Here is a 22,808-nt window from a genome sequence, read left to right as displayed (position 1 = left end):
GGCATCCTCCGCTTTCGATCAATCGAACGTATAGAGAAATTCACCGTCGCGCGCGCCGATCTGCACTTTCGTGACCGGGCTGCCGTTCATCATGCGCGTCAGAAACTCGGTGCTGATACGCGGCAACAGCGTGTTGGTCAGGATTGCGTCGATCATGCGTCCGCCGCTTTCGAGTTCGGTGCAGCGGCTGCCGATCAGCTTCACGACGTCGTCGTCGTAACTGAACGGAATCTTGTGCGACACGCGGATGCGTTTCTCGATCCGGCCGAGCTGCAGCCGGATGATCGCGCCGAGCATCTCGTCGGACAGCGGAAAGTACGGAATGACCACGACGCGCCCGAGCAAGGCCGGCGGAAACACCTTCAGCAACGGCTCGCGCAGCGCTTTCGCAATACCCTCCGGCTCCGGCATCAGCTCCGGGTCCTTGCACAGGCTCGTGATCAGATCCGTGCCGACATTGGTGGTCAACAGGATCAGCGTGTTCTTGAAGTCGATCACGCGGCCCTCGCCGTCTTCCATCCAGCCCTTGTCGAACACCTGGAAGAACAGCTCGTGGACGTCGGGATGCGCCTTCTCGACCTCGTCGAGCAGCACCACGCTGTATGGACGGCGGCGCACCGCCTCGGTCAGCACGCCGCCTTCGCCGTAGCCGACGTAGCCGGGCGGCGCGCCCTTCAGCGACGACACCGTATGCGCTTCCTGATACTCGCTCATGTTGATCGTGATGACGTTCTGCTCGCCGCCATACAGCACCTCGGCGAGCGCCAGCGCGGTCTCGGTCTTGCCGACTCCGGAGGTGCCGGCGAGCATGAACACGCCGATCGGCTTGTTCGGATTGTCGAGACCCGCGCGCGAAGTCTGGATGCGCCGCGCGATCATCTCCGTCGCATGAGCCTGGCCGATGATGCGCCGGTTCAGGTTCTCCGCGAGCTTCAGGACGTTTTCGATTTCGTTGCGGACCATCCGGCCCACCGGTATGCCGGTCCAGTCCTGCACGACGGAGGCGACCGCCTGCTGGTCGACGGTCGGCAGGATCAGCGGATCTTCGCCTTGATGCTGCGCGAGCTGCGCCTGCAACTCGCGCAGTTCGGCGAGCCGCGCTTCGCGCGTCGCGGTGTCGCTGGCGGGGTTGTCAGTCGCGCCGGTGGCCGCTGTTTCGTCTACCGTTCCGTTCGCAGCTTCGTTCGCTTCGTTCGCTTCGTTCGTGCGGCTGGCTTGCGCCGCGCCTTCCACCTTGCCGGTCTCGCCGCGCAGTTGCGCGCGCAGCGCGAGAATCCGCGTCACCAGTTGTTTTTCTGCCTGCCAGCGGGTGTCGAGCGTGGCGAGACGCGCCTGTTCGGCGGCGAGCTTTTCCGCCGCGGCGGCTTCACGCTCCCGCGTGTCGACGCCCACCGCGTTTTCCCGGCCGATGATCGCCAGTTCGGTTTCGAGCGCGACGATCCGCTTGCGCGAATCGTCGACCGCTGCGGGCGTCGCATGCTGGCTGACCGCCACGCGCGCGCAGGCGGTGTCGAGCAGGCTGACCGCCTTGTCGGGCAACTGCCGCGCCGGAATATAGCGATGCGAAAGACGTACCGCGGCTTCGAGCGCTTCGTCGAGCACCTGCACCTTGTGGTGCTGCTCCATCGTCGAGGTGACGCCCCGCATCATCAGGATCGCGCGGGTCTCGTCCGGCTCGCTGACCTGCACGACCTGGAAGCGCCGCGTCAGTGCGGGGTCCTTCTCGATGTGCTTCTTGTATTCGGCCCACGTGGTCGCGGCCACCGTGCGCAGCGTGCCGCGCGCGAGCGCCGGCTTCAGCAGATTCGCCGCGTCGCCGGTGCCGGCCGCCCCGCCCGCGCCGACCAGCGTGTGCGCTTCGTCGATGAACAGGATGATCGGCTTTTCCGAGGCCTGCACTTCCTCGATCACCTGCCGCAAGCGGTTCTCGAACTCGCCCTTCATGCTCGCGCCCGCCTGCAACAGACCGACGTCGAGCGTGCGCAACTGCACGTCGTGCAGCGACGGCGGCACGTCGCCCGCCGCGATGCGCTGCGCGAAGCCTTCGACCACCGCGGTTTTGCCGACGCCCGCTTCGCCCGTCAGGATCGGGTTGTTCTGGCGGCGGCGCATCAGGATGTCGATCACCTGGCGAATTTCCTCGTCGCGCCCGACGATCGGGTCGAGCTTGCCATTGCGCGCCTGTTCGGTCAGATCGGTGGTGAAGCGCCGCAGCGCTTCCTGCTTGCCCAGCGCGGCGGCCGGCACCGGGCCGCCCGTGGTGTCCGCGTCGCCGCCTTCGCGCTGCGCGCCGCCCGCCCGAAAACCATCGCTCGCGCTCAGCGCCGCTTCCGGCGACTCGCGCAGCAGGCCGTGAAATTCGTCGACGAGCGAATCGAGCTTGATGCGCTCGAACTGACGCGAGATGCCGTAGAGCCCGTTGCGCAGCGACGGCGTCTTCAGGAGGCCGACCACCAGATGGCCGGTGCGCACCTGCGACTCGCCGAACATCAGCGAGCCGAACACCCAGCCACGTTCGACCGCCTCCTCGACTTGCGACGAGATGTCGGTCACCGAAGCCGAACCGCGCGGCAGACGGTCGAGCGCTTCGGTCAGATCGCGCGCCAACGCGGAAGGCTCGAGCCCGTAGTGTTTGACGATGCGGTGCAGGTCGGAGTCCTGCAGTTGCAGGATCTGGTGGAACCAGTGCGACAGTTCGATATAAGGATTGCCGCGCAACTTGCAAAACACGTTCGCGCTCTCGATTGCGCGGAATCCGAGCTTGTTCAGCTTGCCGAACAACGCTGCCCGTTTGATCTCGGCCATTTTTCTATTCCCTCGATGATGTCGATGGCGGCGCCCCCGCGGACGCCTCGCGGGCCGCCGCGGCAATCCGTGAACGGCCGTCCGGGCCGGTCGGCCGCAACACCAGCTGCCGCTGATCGCCGCGCGCCGGGTGGCCGAGCGTCCAGGTGGTGTAACCGAGCCGCGTGTGGCGCCCGAGCTTCAGGCGTGGCACGTCCTCCTGTTTCAGCACCAGCCGGAGATCCCAATCGAGCCCGTCGCGCGCGTAATTGCGCACCCAGTCGACGAGGCGCTTCAGACTCTCGCCGCCCGGCAGGAAGCGCTCGTAATCAGCGCGGCTCAACGGTCCGATGACGATGCGGAATTCATGCTGGCAATCCCAGACCCGCGCGCCGAGCAGCGTCGACACGCCGAGCGCGGCCGAACCGTCCGCTGCGCCCAGGCGCAACAACGAATTCGCGGGCAGCGTCATCCAATGGCCGACCCACTGTTCGATGTCGACCGGCAGGTTGAAAAAACGCGCCAGCACGAGTTTCAAACCGGCGGCCGGACGGGTCGGCCCGCCCAGCAATCCGGCGAAGTGCAATTTGGCGAAATCGGGCACCGCGTCGCGCTCGCGCAGCGTCGGCTCGCCCAGCCCGAACACGCTGCCGACATAAAAGGAAAAGCGATCGCGTCCCGGACGGTCGAGACTCACGGCCGGTTGCGCATTGGCCCACGCGCGATAGAACAGCGACACCATCCGGTGGTGAAAGACATCGAGAAAGCGCGCGAAGGTCGGATCGTTCGCGTTGCGGGCGCGGTCGCGAGCGTACTCGGTCAGATGGGTGGGCAACGGACCATGCGGCCCGAGCAGGCCGAAGAACTTGACCGCGAGGCGCGCGGCGTGATGCTCGCCGGCCGGCGTGAAGTCACCGAGCGTCGTCGGATGGAAAACCAGTTCGGGCTCCTGCACGAAACGGATCGCATCGTCGCGCGGCTGCATCGACTCGCCGACGCGCGGCTTGTCCGCATACGCATTCTCCAGCAGCCGCACGACCTGGAAGAAGTCGAAGCGGCGCGCATCGTCTTCGAGCCGGCGCAACAGTGTCAGAGCGTCCGGCATTGTCCGACCCTCGCTGGCCAGCGCATGATCTCGCCGCGCGACAGCGTCTTCACGACGGTCTCGGTGAACGAGTTGATCGATACGTATTGCGCGAAATATTGCGCGAGCACGGCACCGAGCAGAAACGCGCCGGCGCCTTCGAACGCGGCTTCGTCGAGCGTCAGCGTCACTTCGAGACCGCGGCCGAATACGATCGGTCCCGCGCCCGGCAAGCGTCGCGTCACCGAGCGCGAATCGATCGAGCGCACGCCCTCGATCAGCCGCTGACTCGCGATCTCGTCGGCGGGACAGTAGAGACTCAGCAGATCGCGCAGCGCGCGGGCGCCCTCCTGTGCATCGTTATCGAGCAGCGACGAGTAGTTCAACGACAGGTGACTCAACAGCCGCCACGCCACGGCCCCGTGCGCATACGACGGCAGCGGCCGGCTCGGGCCGCTCACGCAGCGCACGCTCTGCACCGGCGCTTCGACATCGAGCGTGAAATCGGCGGGGCCGACGCCGACCGGCATCGTCAGTGGCAGGTCGCGATTCGTGCACAGCACCTGCAAGCCGAGTTGCCGCAGGTCAGCGCGAAACGGCGCATTGCTCGCGTCCACCAGCGCGATGAACATCTCGCTGCCGAGGTAGCTCGTGCGCGGGCCGCGCTCATGCTGACGCGCCGACGGCAGACGTTTTTCGCGGCGCACCTGGTAGTACGCGCCGGCGCGATAGGTGGCGCCGAGATCGCGCGCGTGATAGAACGGCTCGAAGCGCTGCTCGCCGCCGGCGCCCGCGCTATAGCCGGTCGCACTCTCGATCTGATAGATCTCGAAGTCCATCGGCCGGGTGCGTTCGGCCACCACGTGATATTCGAACTGTTCGTCCGACAGCGCGATGCGATCGGTACGCCGCGCAAAGAGATTGATCGCGGGCGTGCAATGCAGCGCGAAATTATTGGCATCGAGCGATTGTTCGAGCAGCGGATCACCGCGTTTGAGCAACACGATGACTTCGATTTCGGTGTCCGCGCAACGCCGCAACGCCGCGTGCAAACCGTCGATGGCGAGAAACATGAAGCGCTGCGGAAACGCGAAATACTCCTGCAACAGCCGGTAGCCCTGGAACGACTGCCGGCTGACCGGCAGCAATGCTTCATCGTCGGCAAACCCGAGCGGCCGCAGCGCGCTCGCCGGCAACTGCACATGCCAGGACGCCGGACGTTTGGCCGGCATCACGACGACGCCGCTCACCGAACCGAGCAGACGCTCGTGGATACGCGTGGCCATCCCGTCCGCGCCGCGCAGATTCAGCGTCAGCCGGTCGAGTTTCAACTGGTTGATTTTCAGACCAGCGGTGGCGCGTAGGCGCAGCCTGAGGCCGGCCTTGATAGCGGCACCCGCCGCCATGCTCGCCGGCAGCGCGCTGTCGATGCCACCGAGCGAGCCCGCGTGCGTAAAAAACCGCGCTTCCGTGATTTCGAGCGGCCAAAGCGTCAGTTCGTGCGCGCTGCGGTATTCGCAGCGCGTCGAGCCGTTCTTGTCGAGCACGCTGCGCAGCGTACTGCCGCGTGGAACCCGCACGCCGTCCGCGAGATTGGAGCTGGTCAGGTCCGGCTGGATCTGCACCACGGCCATCGACGGCGTGGGCGCGAGGTAATGCGGGTACACCAGCTCCGCGAGATGCTGGGTGAAGCGCGGAAACTCGTCGTCGATCTTCAGTTGCACGCGCGCCGCGAGGAAACTGAAGCCTTCGAGCAGACGCTCCACGTAGGGGTCCGCGCATTCGAGGTTTTCCAGTCCGAGGCGCCCGGCGATCTTCGGAAATTCGCGCGCGAACTCGCCGCCCATCTCCCGAAGATGCTGCAGTTCCTGGCTGTAGTATTTGATCAGGTCTGGATTCATGGCTTCAGCGCGGCCCGCCCTGGTCGATCACGCGGATTTCGCCGACTTCCAGGTCGAGTTCGGTCCTGAAGTAGAGCCGCTCCGGATACGGCTGCGCCCACAGATCGCCCTGCACCAGAAACGACACGGTGTTGTGGCGCCCGGTCGTCTCTTCGAGTTGCATCGAACTGACCCGCACGGTGTCGCGCAGAATGCGCGGCTCGAACGCCCAGATCGCATCGCGCACGAGCCGCTCGAGCCGCGACGGATCGATGCCTGAGGCGGTCTTGCCGGCAATGTCCGGCAGGCCGAAATTGATCACGGATGTCGCGACATACGGATAGCCGCTCAGATCCTGCACCGACGCGAGGCCATTCGCGTTCAGCAGCCAACCGAGGTCGCGCTGCACGCTCTCGCGCAGCGCGCGCATCGACAGAACGCGCCGCTCGCGCGCTTCCTGCTTCGCCTCCGGTTCGAGATCGGTCAGCCGGTCGAGCAGCGACGGTTGCAGGCGATCACGCGCGGTCAGTTCAGCCATGATCCGGAGCGGCCGCGCCGTCCTGTTCGGGAGGCGCGTCGCCGCTCGTCAGTTCGATGGTGCGCACGTCGAAGAGCGCGTAGTCGTTCGCATCGGAGGCGAACATACGCTGTCCCACCGGCCGCGCGAGCACGGGATCGTCACCGATCCATTCGGTCAGGCGCGCGAGCCACAACGCTCGATTCGGCTCGGCGAGCGTGCCCGGATAGCGGACGGGAATCAGACCGGCGCCCTGGCCGTCGTTGGCCCACGTGAAAACGGCCGGTATCCAGACGCGGTCGCGCAGGTCGGACGGCGGCTCGATTTCGATCCGTTTGATGCGCGAAAAAGGAATCCAGTAATAGCGGCCGTTCAGCACGGCTTCGAGTGTCGGGCCGAGCCGGTTGTCGGCGTCGGCGAGCCACCTGAACGGTTCGCCATTCAATGCGCCGGCGGTGGCGGGCGCCTCGTCGAGCGCCCGCGCGCGCGCGGCGGCCGCCGCGCCGCTATCGCCCGCGGTGTCGAGCCGCAATGCCTCGAGGAGCAACGCAAGCCAGCCGGTCGGCTCGCCGAAGATCAGCGGCGCGCGCTCGCCTTTGAAAACCGCTTCGCGCAGCGCCTCGCATTGCAACGCTTCACGATAGGTTTGCACCATCGGCAACGCGGCCGCGTCGAGTTCGCCGACAACGTTCAGTTGCGTCAATGCGCGATCCCAGGCGCCCGTCACCGCGAGCAACTGGAATAGAAAGACGCGATAGGCGGCTTTCGACGGATCCTTGCGAACCTGTTTTTGCAATTCGCGCAGACATCCGTCGAGATCGCCTTCGCGCAAGCATTCTTCTGCGTTCATGCCGGTTCGCTCCGGTCTGGCTCGAGTCGTCCCACCCGCCGCCGCACTGCGACGGCAGGACCGCCGCAGTGCAGTCGCCCTTTGCGGTCAGCCGATCAGGTAGTCGCGTTGGCGGGGATGTTCCACTTCACTTCGACCACCCCGCCTTCCTTCTCGCCCTTCGCGTTTTGCGGCTGGTACTCGACATGGAATTTTTCGAAGTTGAGCGTGACGTTCTCGGTGAAGCGTTCTTCGCCGCCCGAGCCGCCGGTCGAATAGGAGCTGATCAGCACGCCGTTCAACGTGATCTTGTAGTACTCGAGCGGATTGTCGCCACCTGCCTTGCGCACCGTCAGCAACGCCGTGTCGATGTGCGTGCCTTTGGTGCAGGCTGCCATGATCGGCGGACTCGCCTTGTCGCTGTATTTGGTAAATGACAGGTCCTGCACCGACACCTTGCCCGCGCCGCCGCCCGTGCCCATGTGCATCGTGCCGCTCTGGCTCATGCCCCAGCTCCATGCGAGCACTTCGATTTCTTCCTTGTGGGTCTTGTCCTGAGACTCGCCCTTGATATCGCCCAGCTTCATGAACATGTCGATGGCCATCTTCTTCTCCGCTCAAAGCAATTCGTCACTGAATGGGGATTTCCGTCATGCCGCCTTGGCGGACGGAAGCTTCGAAACCAACCGTAGCGATACGGTCAGGCCTTCCAACTGGTAGTGCGGACGCAGGAAAAACTTCGACGTGTAATAACCGGGATTGCCTTCGACTTCCTCGACGACCACCTCGGCGGCCGCGAGCGGGCGTCGTGCCTTGGACTCTTCCGTCGAGTGCGCCGGATCGCCGTCGACGTACTGAAGGATCCAGTTCTGCAGCCAGCGCTGCATGTCGTCCCTTTCCTTGAAACTGCCGATCTTGTCGCGCACGATGCACTTCAGGTAGTGAGCGAAGCGGCTGCAGGCGAACAGGTAGGGCAGACGCGCGGCCAGGTTCGCGTTCGCGGTGGCATCGGGGTCTTCGAACTCGGCGGGCTTGTGCAGCGACTGCGCGCCGATGAAGGCAGCGAAATCGGAGTTCTTCTTGTGCACGAGCGGCATGAAGCCGTTCTTCGCGAGTTCGGCTTCGCGGCGATCGCTAATGGCGATTTCGGTCGGGCACTTCATGTCGATGCCGCCGTCGTCGGTGGGGAACGCATGCACCGGCAGGTTCTCGACGGCGCCCCCCGACTCGATGCCGCGAATCCGCGAACACCAGCCGTACATCTTGAACGAGCGGTTGATATTGGTCGCCATCGCATAGGCGGCATTGGCCCATGCGTATTTGCCGCTGTCCGCGCCGGCCGTGTCTTCCTCGAAATCGAATTCCTCGACCGGATTGGTCTTGGCGCCATACGGCGCGCGCGCGAGAAAACGCGGCATCGCGAGACCGACGTAGCGCGCATCCTCGGATTCGCGCAGCGAGCGCCACGCGGCATGCTCAGGCGTCTGAAAGATTTTCGTCAGGTCGCGCGGATTGGCCAGCTCCTGCCATGAATCCATCAGCATCACCGCGGGATCGGCGCCGGCGATGAACGGCGCATGCGCGGCGGCCGAGATCCTGGATATCTGCGTCAGCAGATCGACGTCGGGCCCGCCGTTGTCGAAGTAATAATCAGCCACCAGCGCGCCATACGGCTCGCCGCCGAACTGGCCGTATTCCTCTTCGTAGAGCTTCTTGAAGATCGGGCTTTGATCCCACGCGGTGCCCTTGTACTTCTTGAGCGTCTTGTACAGATCGCCCTTCGATACGTTCATCACGCGGATCTTCAACGTCTCGTCCGTCTCGGTGTTGTTGACCAGATAGTGCAAGCCGCGCCACGCGCTCTCGACTTTCTGAAACTCTTCCGAGTGGATGATCTGATTGATCTGGGCGGTCAGCTTCTCGTCGATCTGCGCGATCAGCGACTCGATCGTCGCGAGCACATCGCCCGAAATCACGTTCGTATCGCGCAGCGCCTGTTCGGCGAGCGTGCGCACCGCCGTCTCGACGGCTTCCTTCGCCTTCTCGCTCTTCGGCTTGAATTCCTTTTGCAGCAGATTCGCGAAATCGCTCGTTTCAAGCGACGCCTCGCCGGGTTGCGCTTGCCCTTCGGTGCTAGGTTCAGCCATGGTCAGACTCCCCTGTAGATCACGCTCATTGCTGCGGCTTCGGTGCGGACGCCAACGACTGCAGCAACGCGGGATCGTTGAGCAGTTTCGCGATCAGCTCCTCGGCGCCGGTCTTGCCGTCCATATAGGTCAGCAGGTTTTGCAACTGGCCGCGCGCCTCCAGCAGCTTCGACAACGCGTCCACCTTGCGCGCGACCGCCGCGGGCGAAAAGTCGTCCATGCTCTCGAAGGTCATGTCGACCGCGAGGTTGCCCTGACCGGTCAGCACGTTCGGCACCTGCACGGCGACGCGCGGTTTCATCGACTTCAGACGCTCGTCGAAGTTGTCGACGTCGATCTCGAGAAACTTTCGATCCGCCACCGGCGCGAGCGGGTCCGCCGGCTGACCGGAGAGATCGGCCAGCACGCCCATGACGAAGGGCAGATTGACCTTTTTCTCCGACCCGTAGACTTCGACGTCATATTCGATCTGAACTCGCGGCGCTCGATTGCGCGCGATGAATTTCTGGCTGCTTTCCTTGGCCACGACCATTCCCCTGGTTGACGCCGCACGGCCGCGAGCAGCGTGCCGCATGACTGGCGTTGCTAGAAGCGAAAAAGCCCATCCCCGCCTGACTGCTTACTCGTTTTCGATACCGCCGGCCTGCCTGGCCTGGCGCACGCCTTCTGGCGCGAGGTCCTGCAGAATTTCCATGAAGTTCCTGTCGACCAGCCGGCGCGCGCGCAGCAGCAGCAGCGGCAACGGGCTGGAGGGTTCGTGACGCTCGTAGTACGCGCAGATCTTGTCGATCATGCGGATCACGTCCTGACGGTCCGTGATGTCGCCGGACAGCGGCACGGGTGCCGGCGCCGCGCCGGCGCTTTCGCCCGGGGCCACGTCGCCGTTCGGCGATGCTTGCGGCGCTCCGCCCGGGACGTCGAGACGCTCGCCGAGAAAGTCGGCTGCACGGCGCAGCAGCCTCGATAGCGGCGACAGATCGATGGAGCGCGCCGCGCCGACACGCTCGGTCAATACCGTCTCGATGCGCATCGCGCTATGCGTGGCCGCGAGCAAGGCCGTGTGCGCTTCGGCGGCGTCTTCGTGGGCGTCGGCGATCACCGCGTCGATCGAGCTCAGCGACGCCGCCTCGACGCCCTTGGGCAGCGGCACTTCGCCGGTCGCATATTCGATGTCGCGCAAGCTGACGCCACCGTGCGCGCGCGACGACGCGAGCGGTGCGTCGCGCACGTCCACCAGCATGCCGGACGGTTCGACGAGGGCGGCGAGCGCGTTGACGCGGGCGGTCGGATCGTTGTCGTCGTCGGGATCGAGCTGTGGATAGACATGGTCCCAGCGCTGTTCGAGCAGGCCTTCGACGAGCGCGAGGCCCTCGGCGAAGCCGGCGAAACGACGGCGATTGAGTAGCGCGCGCGCCAGGTGTACCGCGACGCGCAAGTCGCGGCCTTTTGCGAGCAGATCGAGCGATAGCGCTTCGGCCACTTTCCAGTCAGGCGGCGTGGCGGCGACCATGGTCTCGCCGAACTGCACGTCCGGCTTGCCGTGGACGACCTGCTCGAGCGCAAGGAAGTCAGGGTCGTACTCGAGGTCGTCCCCGCATGGACTGGCAGCTGATATGTCGGCAAGCATTTCGCCCGCGAGAAGCGTGGCCATGTCTGGTATCGGTCTCGGATGAGTAGTCTCGACGCACCGTAAGTGACCGGTACGGGTTGCCCTTGCCCGCCGGGAATCAACGTTCCCGGAAATACGTGTTAACTCTGATTAGATTGCCTTCGCCAGCTATTGCGATGTTTTTAGCGAGCGTTGTCCTTTCTCGGCGGCAATCCGATATGAGAATAGCACGCAGCCCGGAAAATCAAAGCCGGATAGCAATAGAAACGGATTTTGTTTAATTAAGCGAAACAGTATATGTAATACCATTCAACTCCATAAACACTTAAGAAGTTTTAACCTTTTCGTTCCGGCACCATTACAATCACAAGCTCGGACAGTCGTCTTACGACCTCACCAGCGCGCCCTTTCAGGACGGTCGATTGGCGGGATCGCCCAACATCTGGGTAAACGAATCAGGTGCCCGGATTTTTTAAAAAATTTGACCTTGCCGGATTGCCGGTAAGCGCTTACGTTGCGTTTAGGGTTAGTCCTGATAGCGATAGAACCCGTCGCCAGAGCGGTGAATAACATATTAAGTTTTACCTTGTAATAAATAAAACGTGCCAATAGACTAAGTCTGTTTTCCAATCACGCGCCGGTTGCACGGCGGAATTGCCGGTATTGCAAGCGTTTGGCATACGCAATCTGCCCGATATGGCGGCAAAGCGAGTGCCGGATTCATTGGGGACAGAAAACCGGCGCACCACACACGCGGCGAAATGGGTAGTGTCAGCAGCCGGGCTCCGCCCTTAAGAAGCGGGGCTCACCACCTCGGGGTGAAAAGTGGCAGATATCCAAAGCGCTGCAATTGCCGACCACGCTGGAGAAAGCGCACTGCCCGACCTGTGGCAACGCCGCACCTGCCTCAGCCACGACGAAATGGCGTCGATCTATACGATCGTGCGCCGCGCGCTGACCGGCTACCATCCGTCGGAATTGCAGGCGCTGGGCGAGGACAAGGAAGAACTGATCTCGCAGTTCCTCTATCTCAAGGTGTTCCGCCTCGATACCGCGCCGACGGCATTGCCCACTTTCCCGCTGCACAGCGCGCCTTCGACCAGCCATGCCGTGTGCGCCTATTTCCGCCGCTATCTGATCGACTGTCTGCGCAGCGCGAGCCATCAGCGCAACGTGTCGCTCGACGAAGGCGACGTGATGCTCGAAATCGACCGGCAAACGGCTTTTCATCCCGATCCGATCGGCTCGGTCCTGTTGCAATACGGTCTGCACGAAGCCGAGGTACGCGACTCCGCGTCGCATTTCATTGCTTCGCTCGACGATGCCGAGCGCATGCTGCTCGCCGGCAGTCTCGGCTGGCTGTCGAACGAGAAAGGCGGTCTGTCGCAGGTGGCCGCGCGTTACGGCATCGCGTCGTATCACTACCGGGCGCGCAAGCTTGGCGTCACGCTGAAAAAAGGCTCGATACCCGCCGACTTCGCCCGCACGCAAATCGGCCGATGGATCGAGCACAGCCTCGGCATCGACATCTCGCCGGGCAATCGCATCGTCATCCTGCTGGTTCTGGGCATTCTGTCCGCGCAGTCGCACGCGCAGGAATGAGCTCGACAGACCGCGAGCATATGAGAGGTCAACGGTGCAACTTGCCACCGCAAGCCTGACCGATCGGGGCGACCGCCCGCGCAACGAAGATTCGTTCGGCGACTGGTCGAGCGAACGGCTCTACTATTGCGTCGTCGCCGACGGCGCCGGCGGACACGGCGGCGGCGACACCGCCTCGCGCCTCGTCGTCGCTTCGGTGCTGGCGGATTTACGCTACCTGACCGTTGCCGAATTGCCGCCGACGGGCGACCGGCTGATCAGCGCGCTCACGCATGCCAATGAGAACATCGTCGAAGAACAGTTGCGCGGCAAAGGCAATGAAAAAGACATGCGCTCGACGGCCGTGGTGCTCGCCATCGACCGCGAATGCGCGACGGCCGCGTGGGCCCATTGCGGCGACACCCGCCTCTACTGTTTCCGCCACGGCGAGATCTGCGCGCGCACGCGCGACCACAGCATGGTTCAGCAGATGGTCGACGCGCGGCTGCTCGCCGAGGAGGAGATGCGTCATCATCCGCGCCGCAACGTGCTGTATGCGGCGCTGGGCACGCGCGACGCACTCTCCATTGCGGGCCTCGACGGTACCTTCGCGCTGCATGACGGCGACGCTTTCCTGATCTGCACGGACGGCCTGTGGGAGTACGCCGACGACGCCGGCATCGCCGACGCGCTGGCCCATGCGGCGACACCCGGCGCCTGGCTCGACGCGCTCGCGCAACAGGTGCGCGCGAGCGCCAGCACGAATCACGACAACTTCACGGCGTTCGCGGTGTGGGTCGGCGACGACGACGCCCAGGCGACGCAATTGATGCCCGGCCCGGCACAGGCATAACGCAGCGGATCAGCATCGGAACGGGGCTCGCATCATGCCGATCTCAATCATCATTCCCTGTCTGCAGATGGCGGCAACGCTTGGCCGCGCACTGGAAAGCTGCCTGATCCAGCCGGAGGCCGCGCAAATCATCGTCGTCGACGATGGCTCGACCGATGCTTCGATCGAACTCGCGCAACATTACGGCCGCCTCGACGCGCGCGTGGAAGTACTGCGCATGTACGTGAATGGCGGCGTCGCCGCCGCGCGCAACTGGGCCGCGATGCACGCGACCGAGGATCTGCTCGGATTCATCGACGCCGACGACGAATATCTGCCCGGCGCGCTGGCCGCGGCGAGTGGCTATCTGCAGCGTTGTCCGGGCGAGGCATCGGTGCGGCTCGATGTCGACTATGCGGGCTTTCCGCGCGCGATCGTCGAGCATCCCGATTTCGAAAAGTACGCGGCAATCCTCAGCAACACCGTGCCGAGCAGTCTCGTGATCCGGCGGGCGGTGTATCGCGCGCTGGGCGGGTTTCCGCTCGACGCGTTCTTTCGTCGCGTCGGCGGTGAAGACGGCGCGTTTTCGTGGGCATTGAGCAGGCTGTTCGGCAACCGGCGGCTGATCGACGCGAAGCGGGTGCGCCAGCATTACCACCCGGCCATCCACGCTGAACGATTCTTCCGGATTCACCTCGGGATGGAGCAGCCCGTCCATCGGGAGGTCGTCGAAGCATGGCGGCGCTCGCAACGGTTCGTCGCGAGCGCCGAGGCCGCCATCGCGCAACTGCGCGCGCTGCATTCGCCCGCAGGCGCCGCGCCACCCGTCCCGCCCGCTTCGCCTGGCTCCCGCTAGAAGTCACCGCAGCCGTGCTGGGTGTTCGTCAGCAGGCAGCTATTCAGGTTCGGCTGCGAACGCACCCGCTTCCATTCGACCGCGAGGATGTCCTGTTTCTCGCCAGGCGGCGTCGTGCTGAAGAGCGGCTGGTTCGAGCCGATGCAGATGTTGGTGCCCTGCAGATTGTTTTCGTAGACGAACGTCTGCTCCTGGCTGCTGAAAAACGTCTGCAGACCGCTTTGCGCGACCGGATTGGGGATCGGGCCCTGCGGGTTCGAGATCGTGCTCTGAAACGGAATCACCGTCAGCGTGCCCGGCACTTCGTTGACGATATAGCCCACGCTGGACGTGAAGTTGGGGTCGATCGGATAGCCGCCCGCCGGTGAAGTCAGAGTGGCCGTGGTCGTCTCCGAGCCGCTCAACGTGCCCGCGGCGGTATCGCCGTTGATCAGACCGGCCGTCGTGTAGGTGAACGCCGGGTTCGGCGCCCCAACGTAGCGCGTCGCGCCATCCGCGTTGACCGTGACCGTCGGCCGTGCGACATAGACGAAATGATTGCCGGTGGTGGGCACCGTGCCGCCCCAACTACAGCCCGAGCCAAACAGGCAGCCGTAGAAATTGGGCTGCGCGGTGTTCGGCTGCACGCTGCCGCGTGTCTCGCCGTTCCAGGTGCTGGCCCAGACTCGCCATGCATTGCCGGCGCCAAGTGTGCCGGAGTTCGCATCGACGAACACGCCGTTCTCCATCACCAGATCGATCGAGCCGACCGCGCTCAGATTCGTATTCGGAGCCGTCGCGGACGGCGTGCTCGCGCCCAGCCCGATATTGCCGGTCGCAGCGGTCGCGACGAGGCTGCCGGTCAGCGTGGAGTTCGTCACGCTCATCGGGCTCAACTGGCTCGCGGCGGAGTCGAACGTCTGGCTCGTCTGCGGGCCGATCACGAAGCCATGCGAGTTCGAGAAGTCGACGCTCCCCGCGTTGGCCATCGCCAGCACGCCGACGTCGTTTTGCGGATCGGTCAGCGTGAAGGTACCGGGGCCGGCGAGAATCAGCCCCGCGGCCTGGATGCCGCCAGGGTCCGTGACGGGACCGGCCGACAGCAGCATCAAGGTGTGGCCCGGAGTCGAGATGCCGTAGGTCAGCGCGATCCCTTGACTGCCCGCGCCCGGGTTGGACAGCGTGAGATTGTTCGCGAAGCCTGGACGTGGCGGCACGCAAGTCGAGCCGCCCGATACGCACTGCCCGCCGACGGTGATGCGCCCGGTTTGCGTGCTGGACCCGAGCACGATGCTGGGAATCGACGCGAAGGTCGAGAAAGTCGGGGCGTCGATGCTGAGACCGCCGCCCGTGCCGAGCAGCGTGATCGGCGTCGCGTTCTGAGCGGTGATCGTAAAGCTCGACGGGTCCACCGACGCCGGCATGATCGACAGCACGCCGCCCGGCGACGACAGCGTCGCCTGCGTGATGGCGAGGCTGCTCGCCGTGCCGTCGTTGAATGCGCGCAACACGATCGAAGCGGGATTCGTCGTCGAGATCGTCACGTTGTCGGCGGTGGCATTGGCGACCGCGCTCGTCACGCTGCCGCCGGTGACAATGGAGGTCGGATTGATCAGCCCAAACTCGCTCTGCTCGGTCTCGGGCACCGCAAGGCCGATCGCGACGCCCGGATCGGATGTCGTGGTCGAACCGGCAATGCCGATCGTGGTGGTACGCGTCCCGGTCGCGCTGATCGCGCCATTGGCGATCAGCACGCCATAGTCGTTCTGCAGGTTCGGACTGCTGCCGGCCGGGCCGCTCACCGCGCCGCGGATATCGATCGCCCCGCCGTTGGTCGACCTGATCGTCGTGCCGTCGGTGATCAGCACACCCTGCACGAACGGACCGGTGCCGCTGCCGAACAGGCTCACCGTGCCCGTGCCGGTCGTCACCGATACGGGGGCTGTCTGGATGCAGTCCACGCATAGCGTGTTCTCGAACATCAGCCCGATCACCGAGTCGCCGTTCACCGCGGCTCCCACGCTTTGTCCGGTGAACTTGAGGTTGCCGCTCGTCGACTGGACCGACGACCCATGCATGTCGAGGCCGATGCTGACGTTCATGTTCGACGACACGCTGCCGGCGGCGGAAATGTCGCCGCTGCCGGTGCTCAACGTGGTGCCATAAAAATAGACGCCGTCCGCGAAGGTGCCGCCGGTGCCTGTACCGGTGACATTGCCCGTCACGCCGATCGAGCCGGTCGTGTTGGAGATCGTGGTGTTCTGAATCTCGACGCCGAAGCCCCCTTGCGCGCTTTGCGTCACGCTACCGTTGACCGTGATCGCGCCGCCCGAACTGCTGAGCCCGGGCTGCAGCGCGGGACCCTCGCCCACCGTGGCGCCGCCGGTCAGGAACACGCCCATCGCGCTGCTGCCAGAAGAACTGCCGTTCACGCTCAGTGCCCCGCTCGTCGTGCTGGCGGAAGTGCCGGATAGGAGCACGCCAATGCCCTGATCCTCGATATTCGAACTGCCGGCGCCGCTGATGGTGAGCGCGCCGCTGCCGGTTTGAATCGTATTGTCACCTTGCGCGATCACGCCGTCGTTGCCTCCGCCGCCGGCGGTAGCCGTGCCGGTGATGCGAAGCGCGCCGCTCGTCGTCGAGAGCGAGCTGGTGCCGTTGATCGCCACACCGTTGGCGTTCGGGCCTAGCGCGACGCCCGTCAGCGAGAACACGCCGCCCTCCGTGGAAATGGTCGACGAGTCGATGAAAATGCCCGACGACGACGTGATCAGATAGCCAATCGCCACGCCATTGATCGGGAACGTGCCGGTGACCGTCAGATCGCCGCCCGCGGTGTCGATGTTCGAGTTCTGGATCAGGACCGGGCTCGCGCCACCGCTTCCCACCGTCACGCTGCCGCCGTTGGTCTTCACCGTGACGCCCTGGAACGAGACCAGACTGAGCGGACTCGTGCCGCCCACGTTCGCATCGAATACGAGGCTGAGCGGTCCCGCGCTCGACGTGATGGTGTTGTTGACCAGCACCGACCCCGTCGCGCTCAGCTTCAGCGTGGCGGGAAGCGTGCCGGTCGTGAGGTTGAGCGGCGCGTCGACGGCTATGTCGCCCGCGCCGAAGTTGGGATCGGTCCCTGTCAGTACTGTCACCGACGTGCCGAGGCTCAGCGGACCGGTAAGCGCCGTGTTCAGGATGAACGTGCTGCCCATGATCGGCCCGAACGTCATCGTGTTCGAATCGGCTGCGGTCTGCGTCGGGACCGGCGCCGCGGTGACATCCGGCACCTGCGTCACGATGTCGACCTCGAACGGATCGAGCAGCCACCTGCCGCCCTGACCCTTCGCCGCCGATGCGTCGACGCTCATGCCGGTCGTGTCGAGCGTGTGGCCGGACGTTTCGATCAAGCCGCCGACGCCGCCCTGCGGCCCGCCCTTCGCGGTCAACGTGCCGTAAATGCGGCTGGCCGTTTCGCTGTAAGCCACGACGTTGCCGCCATTGCCGTCGACGAGCGCATCCGCATGGAGGCTGGCGGTCGGCGACATCCAGATCGCATTGGCATTGCGAACGGCGGGGTCCGCACCCGCCGGGCCGCCGCCGAAGTGCACGGTTCCGCCGCCCGCGGCGCCGCTCGCATCGACGTACGCTCCGGCCAGCAGCGCCACGTCGTAGCCGGTCACGTCGATCCTGCCGCCGGTTTGCCCCGCGCCGCCACTGGCGTCGAGCGTCCCGCCCACCTGTGTCACGCCGTTCGTGCCGCCGTCGAGCAGAATACGGCCGTCGTGTTCGCTCAGGCTCTGCGCGCGCACGATGCCTTGCTGGTTGATGACGGTGCCCGCCAGCGCGGCGGCCGTCTGTGCGCTCATCACCACGGTGCCGCCGTCGGCGGCCAGCGTGCCGGTATTGCCGATCAGCGCGTGCGCCGCGCCCTGGTTGATCTTCAGGGTGGTCAAACCGTCGCCGGCAAAGTCGACGGTGATGTCGTTGCCCGCGCCCAGCGCGACGCTGCCCAGTTTTGCGCTGACCGTGCCGCTATTGCTGAGCGTGCCGCCGAGCAACGCGATGGTGCCGCCCGCGGCGGCCGTCAGCGACCCCGCGTTGCTGAGCGCCGCCGCGGACGCGCCAACGAAATGGAAGTTGCCGGCGAGGAAATCGGCATTGGAGATATTGAGTGTCGAGGCGATCATCGACCCCACGTTCACCGATGATCCCGGCGCAAAGATCACCCCCGCCGGATTGACGAGAAACACCTTGCCGTTGGCCTGCAGGCGTCCGGCGATCACGCTGGGATCGTTGCCCGTCACGCGGTTGAGCAGCGCGGCGGAAGCCGACGGCTGCGAGATCCTGACCGCTTCGCCGCTACCGATCGAAAACGTGTTCCAGTTGACGATCGCATTGGACGAGCCCTGCGTGATGTGCATCTGTCCCGCGCCCGGCGAGTTGATGCTGACCGTGCCGGCCACCACCTGGGCGCCGGTCGGATTCGCGAGCACGAGCGGTATATACGACGCCGCGAACAACGCGGCGACCGCGCCGGCGATCGTGCTCACATGCCCCGGTCGCACATTGCATGGCTTGTTCATCGCACACCTCGGTGCAGATTGCTGCTGCTTGTCGTTGCGTTTCGTTGCGTTTGGCTGCCTGCTAGAACGTCTTGGTCAGTTGCACATAAAAGCGCGGCAGCCTGTCGTTGCCGGTCGTATCGGGTCCGGTCGTGCGCCATGCGACCGTGCCCTGCAGCGCAATGCCGCCCGGCGCGGCCCAGAACGCGCCGAGACCTGCGCCACTGCGCGTGATCACGTTCGACCCTTGGCCCGGACGCGGCGTGGCGTTGTACCACCCGGTACCGAAGTCGAAGAACGTGAACACGGTCGCCCGCGCATCGATCGCGAAGCGCCCTTCGAGGGTGGCGACGAACCCCTCGTCGACCAGTGCCTCGGACGGCGAATAAGCGCGCACCGCGTGCGGGCCGCCGAGCAGGAAGCGCGACGAACTGTCGAGCGTGGTTCCGGCCCACTGGCCAGACACGCCGGCGAATACGCTGAGCCGCTCGGTGATCGCGTTCAGGCGGTTGGCGAACAAAGTGGCGCGCACTTCGGTGCCTTGCGTGTCGCGCCCGAGCGGCGAGGCGTCGAGCGCCTCGGCTTGCGCGTTGCGGAAATGCAGACTGCCGATCAACAACTCGACATCCGCGCTATTGAAGCCGCCGCCGAACAGCGCGTCGCGGCTTTCATAGCTCAGGCCGATACTGCCCTCCACCAGAGATCTGGGATTGTGTTGATCGACGATGCCGACGTTGTCGATCAGGTCGCGATACTCCAGATTGACGCGCCCCAACAGGCTCTGATTGCGTGTTCGCACGAGCGGATGCGTGAGCGTGAAGTCCACCACGGTCGCCTCGCCCTGCGCGTCGAGCGACGCGAATTCCTGGCCGAGCGCATAGTTGAGGCGGGACACCGCGACCCCGACGCGCGTGCCTTGCGCATTGATCGGCGCTTCGTAGCCGACGCGCCCGTAAAGGGTGTCGCCGCGTTCGCTGCCGAGCAGCCGCAGGTCCAGGTTGTCGCCGATCATGAACGGCGAGTTCAGGCGCGCGAGCGCGCCGAGCCGCCAGGTACCGCTGGACTCCGCCCCGAAGTTGTCGACATCGAGCGCAAAGGTCCAGCGTTTGGCCGGCGCGACGCTGACGGTCAGATCGACCGTGCCAGGCTCCTCGCCCGCTTCGATTGCCGAGGAGACCTGAATACCCGGCAGATCGGACAGCAGCAGCATGGTCCGTTCGAGTTCGTGCTGCTGCAGCGGCTTGCCCAACGGAATCTGCGCGACCCGCGCGCGCAACAGGTCTTCGCGGATCGGCGTGCCGGCCGCGATGTCGAGCCGCACATGGCCGACGCGCCCTTCGAGCACGCTCATTTCGACGTTGCCGGATGTGACGTCCTGCGGCGGGATCACCACCTGGGCGAGCAGATAGCCGTGATCGCGATAAATCTGCGTAATGCGCGCGGCAATCTCTTCGAGCCCGGCAAAACTGGTTTGCTTGCCGAGCTTGTCCTGAACGGGCGCAAGCAGCGCGTCGCTGGCGATCGTGTCGTTGCCCTTCAACCTGATGCTCTTCAGCAGGAAGGTCGGGCCGGGCGCCGTCACGGGCGCTGCCGGCGGCGGCACGGCGGGTAACGCCTGAGTGCCGCCCGGCGGCGCCGGCCGGGTCTCGCGCGGCGCCGTCTGGTTCAGGATGCTGCCCGCGTTCGGCAGCGTCTGGCCCCACGCGAGCGCACTACTGCAGGACACCGCCGCGGCGATCAGTCGGAGTCTGTTCATCGGTCTAGGGTTTGTTTGGTTCATCCCTGCTGCTGACGCGCGATGGTCAAACGCCAGCCACCCATCAGATCGAATGGCGCCCAGAAGAACGGATGCGCGAAGCGCGGCGTGTGCAGAACCGCCAGTTGCGCGGTGCGCATCGCGTCGATCGCGTCATGGCCTTGCGCGAGTTGCGCGTAGAAAGTGCGCATCGTCAGCGCGCTCGATTCGTCCGCGACCGGCCACATCGACACGATCAGGCTGGTGGCGCCCGCATAGAAGAACGCGCGCGTGAAGCCGAGAATTTCGTCGCCGCGCGCGATCCGGCCAAGCCCCGTCTCGCAGGCCGACAGCGTGACGAGCGAGACGTCGTTGAGCTTCAGGTTGTAGATGTCTTTCGCCAGCAGCGCGTCCGGGCCGTCGGCCGGCTGCGTCGCGGGCGCGAGCAGGATGCTCGAGTGCAACGGATCGATCGTGTCGGCCTGGGCGTGCGTCGCCACGTGCAACACGCGTCCGGCGGGCGCGTTGTCGCGAAAGCTCAGGCGCGTGGCGTCGCTATGCAGAAACACCTCGTTGCGCGCGAACAGCGGCGCGATGCCCTGCACTTCCGCCTCGGCCCCTGGCAGCGCATAGGCAGGTGTGATGGTCGGATTGCCGAACGCGACCAGATCGCTCGCGATCTTCTGCTGGCGTTGCGCGAGTTGTACCGCGACGCTCGCCGATGGTTCGAGCGCGATCGCATGGCGCTCGATCAGAAAGCCGTCGGCATCGTGCAGCGCCTGAAACGGCAGATAGTGCAGCGCGCCGTGCGGCACGATGATGAGCCGCTCGTTGGCGCGCAAGCCGAGCGGCGCGATCAGCAACGCATCGAGCTTGTCGCCATAGGTCAGCGCGGCCGGTCGCCGGCGCACGATCGCATTGCGCAGGTCGGTCACGGCGGCCTCCATGTCCGCGCGCGCGATCGGCAAGGTGTGGCCGGTCAGGCCATCGTTGCGCACCACCCAGACGATCAGCTCGTTGGGCAGGCTGTGAAATTCGACGATCGCCTCGTTGGGCCGGAGCGCGCCGCGCGTCGCGGCAAGACTCGGCACCTGCCCGTTCAATTGACGGTCGTCGACGCCGGCGTCGACGCGGTTGCGCACGACGTCGAGCAGCGCACGCGCCCGGCTGCGTTCGGACAGACTCCAGGCGCTCTCGTAGTCGCCGGCTTCGACCGTCAGCGCGATGGCCTCTTCGAATACCGTTTGCGTGTCGCCGAACAGCGCCGTCTTGAACTCGTCGCTGCGAAACCGCGCGCGGATTTTCTCGGAGTCGTCGACGGCCAGCAGGTAGGCTTCGCGCGCATGCGGCTTGTCGCCGAGCGCGAGGTCGGCGCGGCCGATTCCTTCGTGGGCCCACAGGCGGTCGTAGTTGGCGTCGCTGGAATTGCCGCTTTGGCTCAACAGCGCTTCGAACGCGTGTTTCGCATCCTCGGGCTTGCCTTCGGCCAGCAGCAGATTGCCTTCGATGCGCCGGTAGGCGGGCGCGAGTTCCGCGGTGGCCGGTGCGCCGACGGCATCGAAGGTTTGGCGCGCGCCAGGCGTATCGCCCTCGGCGAGCTGCGCGTTGATGATCGACATCAGCACCAGCGGTTTGTAACGCGGCGAGGCGGTCGTGAGCGCGTCTTCGTAGGCGGCCAGCGCCTGCTGCGGCTTGCCCCGGCGCAACGCGACATCGCCGAGCACCTTGTTGGCCGGAGCAAAGACCTGCTCGGGCGCCTTCGGCGTCGAAGCGAGCGCATCGCGGGCGTAGCGTTCGGCGTTGTCGAGGTCGCCGGCATAGCTGTAGGCGATCGCGAGATCGCGTTTGGACAGGGCCGCCAGATCCGCATTGTTGGTCTGCCCCGCCACCACGAGGGCGCGCGCCGCGGCATCGACGCTGTCGCGGAAGTCGCCGCGCTCGGCGGCCGCGACGGACATGCTGCAATAGTCGTAGGCAGGGAGTTTGACGCGGTCTCGCGACAGCAGCAGACGTCCCTCGGACGTCAACGTGTTGATCGTTTCGGCGTCGCGTTCGCGTTCATCGGCCTGACGAAAGCCGAACGACTCGGGCGCGAGGGCCACGGCGCTCGCGGGCCGCGCCGCGGCGGCGGACGTGCCAGCGGCCAGCGTATTGCCCGCCGCGCCCAGCAGCATCGAGCCCATGACGAGCGCGCCCGCGATCCACGCGGCATCGATCCGGTGCGCCCATGCGACGAGCGCGCGCCGCGAGTCGCGTCGCACGACGCGGTGTCCCATCCCGCTCGATAAGCCTTGGCGCTCGTTCACTTCAACTTCCTGCAAGAAGGCAAAAGGAAGCGGCTGGGATGGAATGCGCGTACGACCCGCAAGCTGCACGCAGCGGTTGACTAACACTGTATAGACGAATCCGGCCGGCCGAT

The 22,808-nt window shown here is 65.3% G+C and carries 15 protein-coding genes; 3 read left to right on the top strand and 12 right to left on the bottom strand.

The window, feature by feature from the left end:
- Nucleotides 1-18: 18 nt before the first annotated feature.
- From tssH to tssA, 9 genes are all read right to left on the bottom strand, one after another.
- Nucleotides 19-2,805 (bottom strand): type VI secretion system ATPase TssH, encoded by a 2,787-nt coding sequence (tssH, locus tag OKW26_RS08870; RefSeq protein ID WP_429353335.1) that lies wholly within the window; start codon nucleotides 2,803-2,805, stop codon nucleotides 19-21.
- A gap of 4 nt (nucleotides 2,806-2,809) precedes the next feature.
- Complete coding sequence (tssG, locus tag OKW26_RS08865) at nucleotides 2,810-3,889, bottom strand: type VI secretion system baseplate subunit TssG (RefSeq protein WP_429353334.1); 1,080 nt, start codon at nucleotides 3,887-3,889, stop codon at nucleotides 2,810-2,812.
- Complete coding sequence (gene tssF, locus OKW26_RS08860) at nucleotides 3,874-5,769, bottom strand: type VI secretion system baseplate subunit TssF (RefSeq protein ID WP_429353333.1); 1,896 nt, start codon at nucleotides 5,767-5,769, stop codon at nucleotides 3,874-3,876. The genes tssG and tssF overlap by 16 nt, the downstream gene beginning before the upstream one ends.
- A gap of 4 nt (nucleotides 5,770-5,773) precedes the next feature.
- Nucleotides 5,774-6,286 (bottom strand): type VI secretion system baseplate subunit TssE, encoded by a 513-nt coding sequence (tssE, locus tag OKW26_RS08855; RefSeq protein WP_429353332.1) that lies wholly within the window; start codon nucleotides 6,284-6,286, stop codon nucleotides 5,774-5,776.
- Nucleotides 6,279-7,115: a type VI secretion system accessory protein TagJ gene (locus OKW26_RS08850; protein ID WP_429353331.1), complete on the bottom strand. Its 837-nt coding sequence runs from the start codon at nucleotides 7,113-7,115 to the stop codon at nucleotides 6,279-6,281. The genes tssE and OKW26_RS08850 overlap by 8 nt, the downstream gene beginning before the upstream one ends.
- Before the next feature lie 95 nt (nucleotides 7,116-7,210).
- Entirely contained in the window at nucleotides 7,211-7,699 is a 489-nt protein-coding gene (locus OKW26_RS08845) for an Hcp family type VI secretion system effector (protein ID WP_184031795.1), read from the bottom strand.
- Between the two features lie 45 nt (nucleotides 7,700-7,744).
- The gene (gene tssC, locus OKW26_RS08840) at nucleotides 7,745-9,241 is read right to left on the bottom strand and encodes a type VI secretion system contractile sheath large subunit (RefSeq protein ID WP_184031803.1); all 1,497 of its coding nucleotides are present in this window, start codon (nucleotides 9,239-9,241) and stop codon (nucleotides 7,745-7,747) included.
- Nucleotides 9,242-9,266: 25 nt separating this feature from the next.
- Complete coding sequence (gene tssB, locus OKW26_RS08835) at nucleotides 9,267-9,773, bottom strand: type VI secretion system contractile sheath small subunit (protein ID WP_018422997.1); 507 nt, start codon at nucleotides 9,771-9,773, stop codon at nucleotides 9,267-9,269.
- Nucleotides 9,774-9,860: 87 nt separating this feature from the next.
- Entirely contained in the window at nucleotides 9,861-10,892 is a 1,032-nt protein-coding gene (gene tssA / locus OKW26_RS08830; protein ID WP_429353330.1) for a type VI secretion system protein TssA, read from the bottom strand.
- A gap of 783 nt (nucleotides 10,893-11,675) precedes the next feature.
- Here tssA and OKW26_RS08825 point away from each other — a divergent pair.
- Genes OKW26_RS08825 through OKW26_RS08815 form a run of 3 tightly spaced genes read left to right on the top strand, consistent with a single transcriptional unit; the run spans nucleotide 11,676 to nucleotide 14,119 of the window.
- Nucleotides 11,676-12,452 (top strand): hypothetical protein, encoded by a 777-nt coding sequence (locus tag OKW26_RS08825; RefSeq protein ID WP_429353329.1) that lies wholly within the window; start codon nucleotides 11,676-11,678, stop codon nucleotides 12,450-12,452.
- A 34-nt stretch (nucleotides 12,453-12,486) separates the two neighbouring features.
- A complete protein-coding gene (locus OKW26_RS08820; protein ID WP_429353328.1) occupies nucleotides 12,487-13,284 on the top strand; it encodes a PP2C family protein-serine/threonine phosphatase in 798 nt (265 codons plus the stop codon).
- 34 nt (nucleotides 13,285-13,318) lie between these two features.
- Nucleotides 13,319-14,119, top strand: coding sequence for a glycosyltransferase family 2 protein (locus tag OKW26_RS08815; RefSeq protein ID WP_429353327.1), 801 nt, complete (start codon nucleotides 13,319-13,321; stop codon nucleotides 14,117-14,119).
- On the opposite strand, the gene OKW26_RS08810 is transcribed toward OKW26_RS08815, so the two are convergent.
- The 3 genes from OKW26_RS08810 to OKW26_RS08800 all read right to left on the bottom strand — a co-directional run bounded on the left by OKW26_RS08810 (nucleotide 14,116) and on the right by OKW26_RS08800 (nucleotide 22,695).
- The gene (locus tag OKW26_RS08810; RefSeq protein ID WP_429353326.1) at nucleotides 14,116-18,675 is read right to left on the bottom strand and encodes a beta strand repeat-containing protein; all 4,560 of its coding nucleotides are present in this window, start codon (nucleotides 18,673-18,675) and stop codon (nucleotides 14,116-14,118) included. The genes OKW26_RS08815 and OKW26_RS08810 overlap by 4 nt on opposite strands.
- 61 nt (nucleotides 18,676-18,736) lie before the next feature.
- Nucleotides 18,737-20,410: a ShlB/FhaC/HecB family hemolysin secretion/activation protein gene (locus tag OKW26_RS08805; RefSeq protein WP_429353325.1), complete on the bottom strand. Its 1,674-nt coding sequence runs from the start codon at nucleotides 20,408-20,410 to the stop codon at nucleotides 18,737-18,739.
- Between the two features lie 20 nt (nucleotides 20,411-20,430).
- Entirely contained in the window at nucleotides 20,431-22,695 is a 2,265-nt protein-coding gene (locus OKW26_RS08800) for a CHAT domain-containing protein (protein ID WP_429353324.1), read from the bottom strand.
- Nucleotides 22,696-22,808: the final 113 nt, after the last annotated feature.

Source organism: Paraburkholderia sp. 32, from assembly GCF_050435345.1.
In the GTDB taxonomy this organism is placed as follows: Bacteria; Pseudomonadota; Gammaproteobacteria; order Burkholderiales; family Burkholderiaceae; genus Paraburkholderia; species Paraburkholderia tuberum.
The sequence above is the reverse complement of the archived record's forward strand: the minus strand, read 5'-3'. Positions and strand labels throughout refer to the sequence as shown.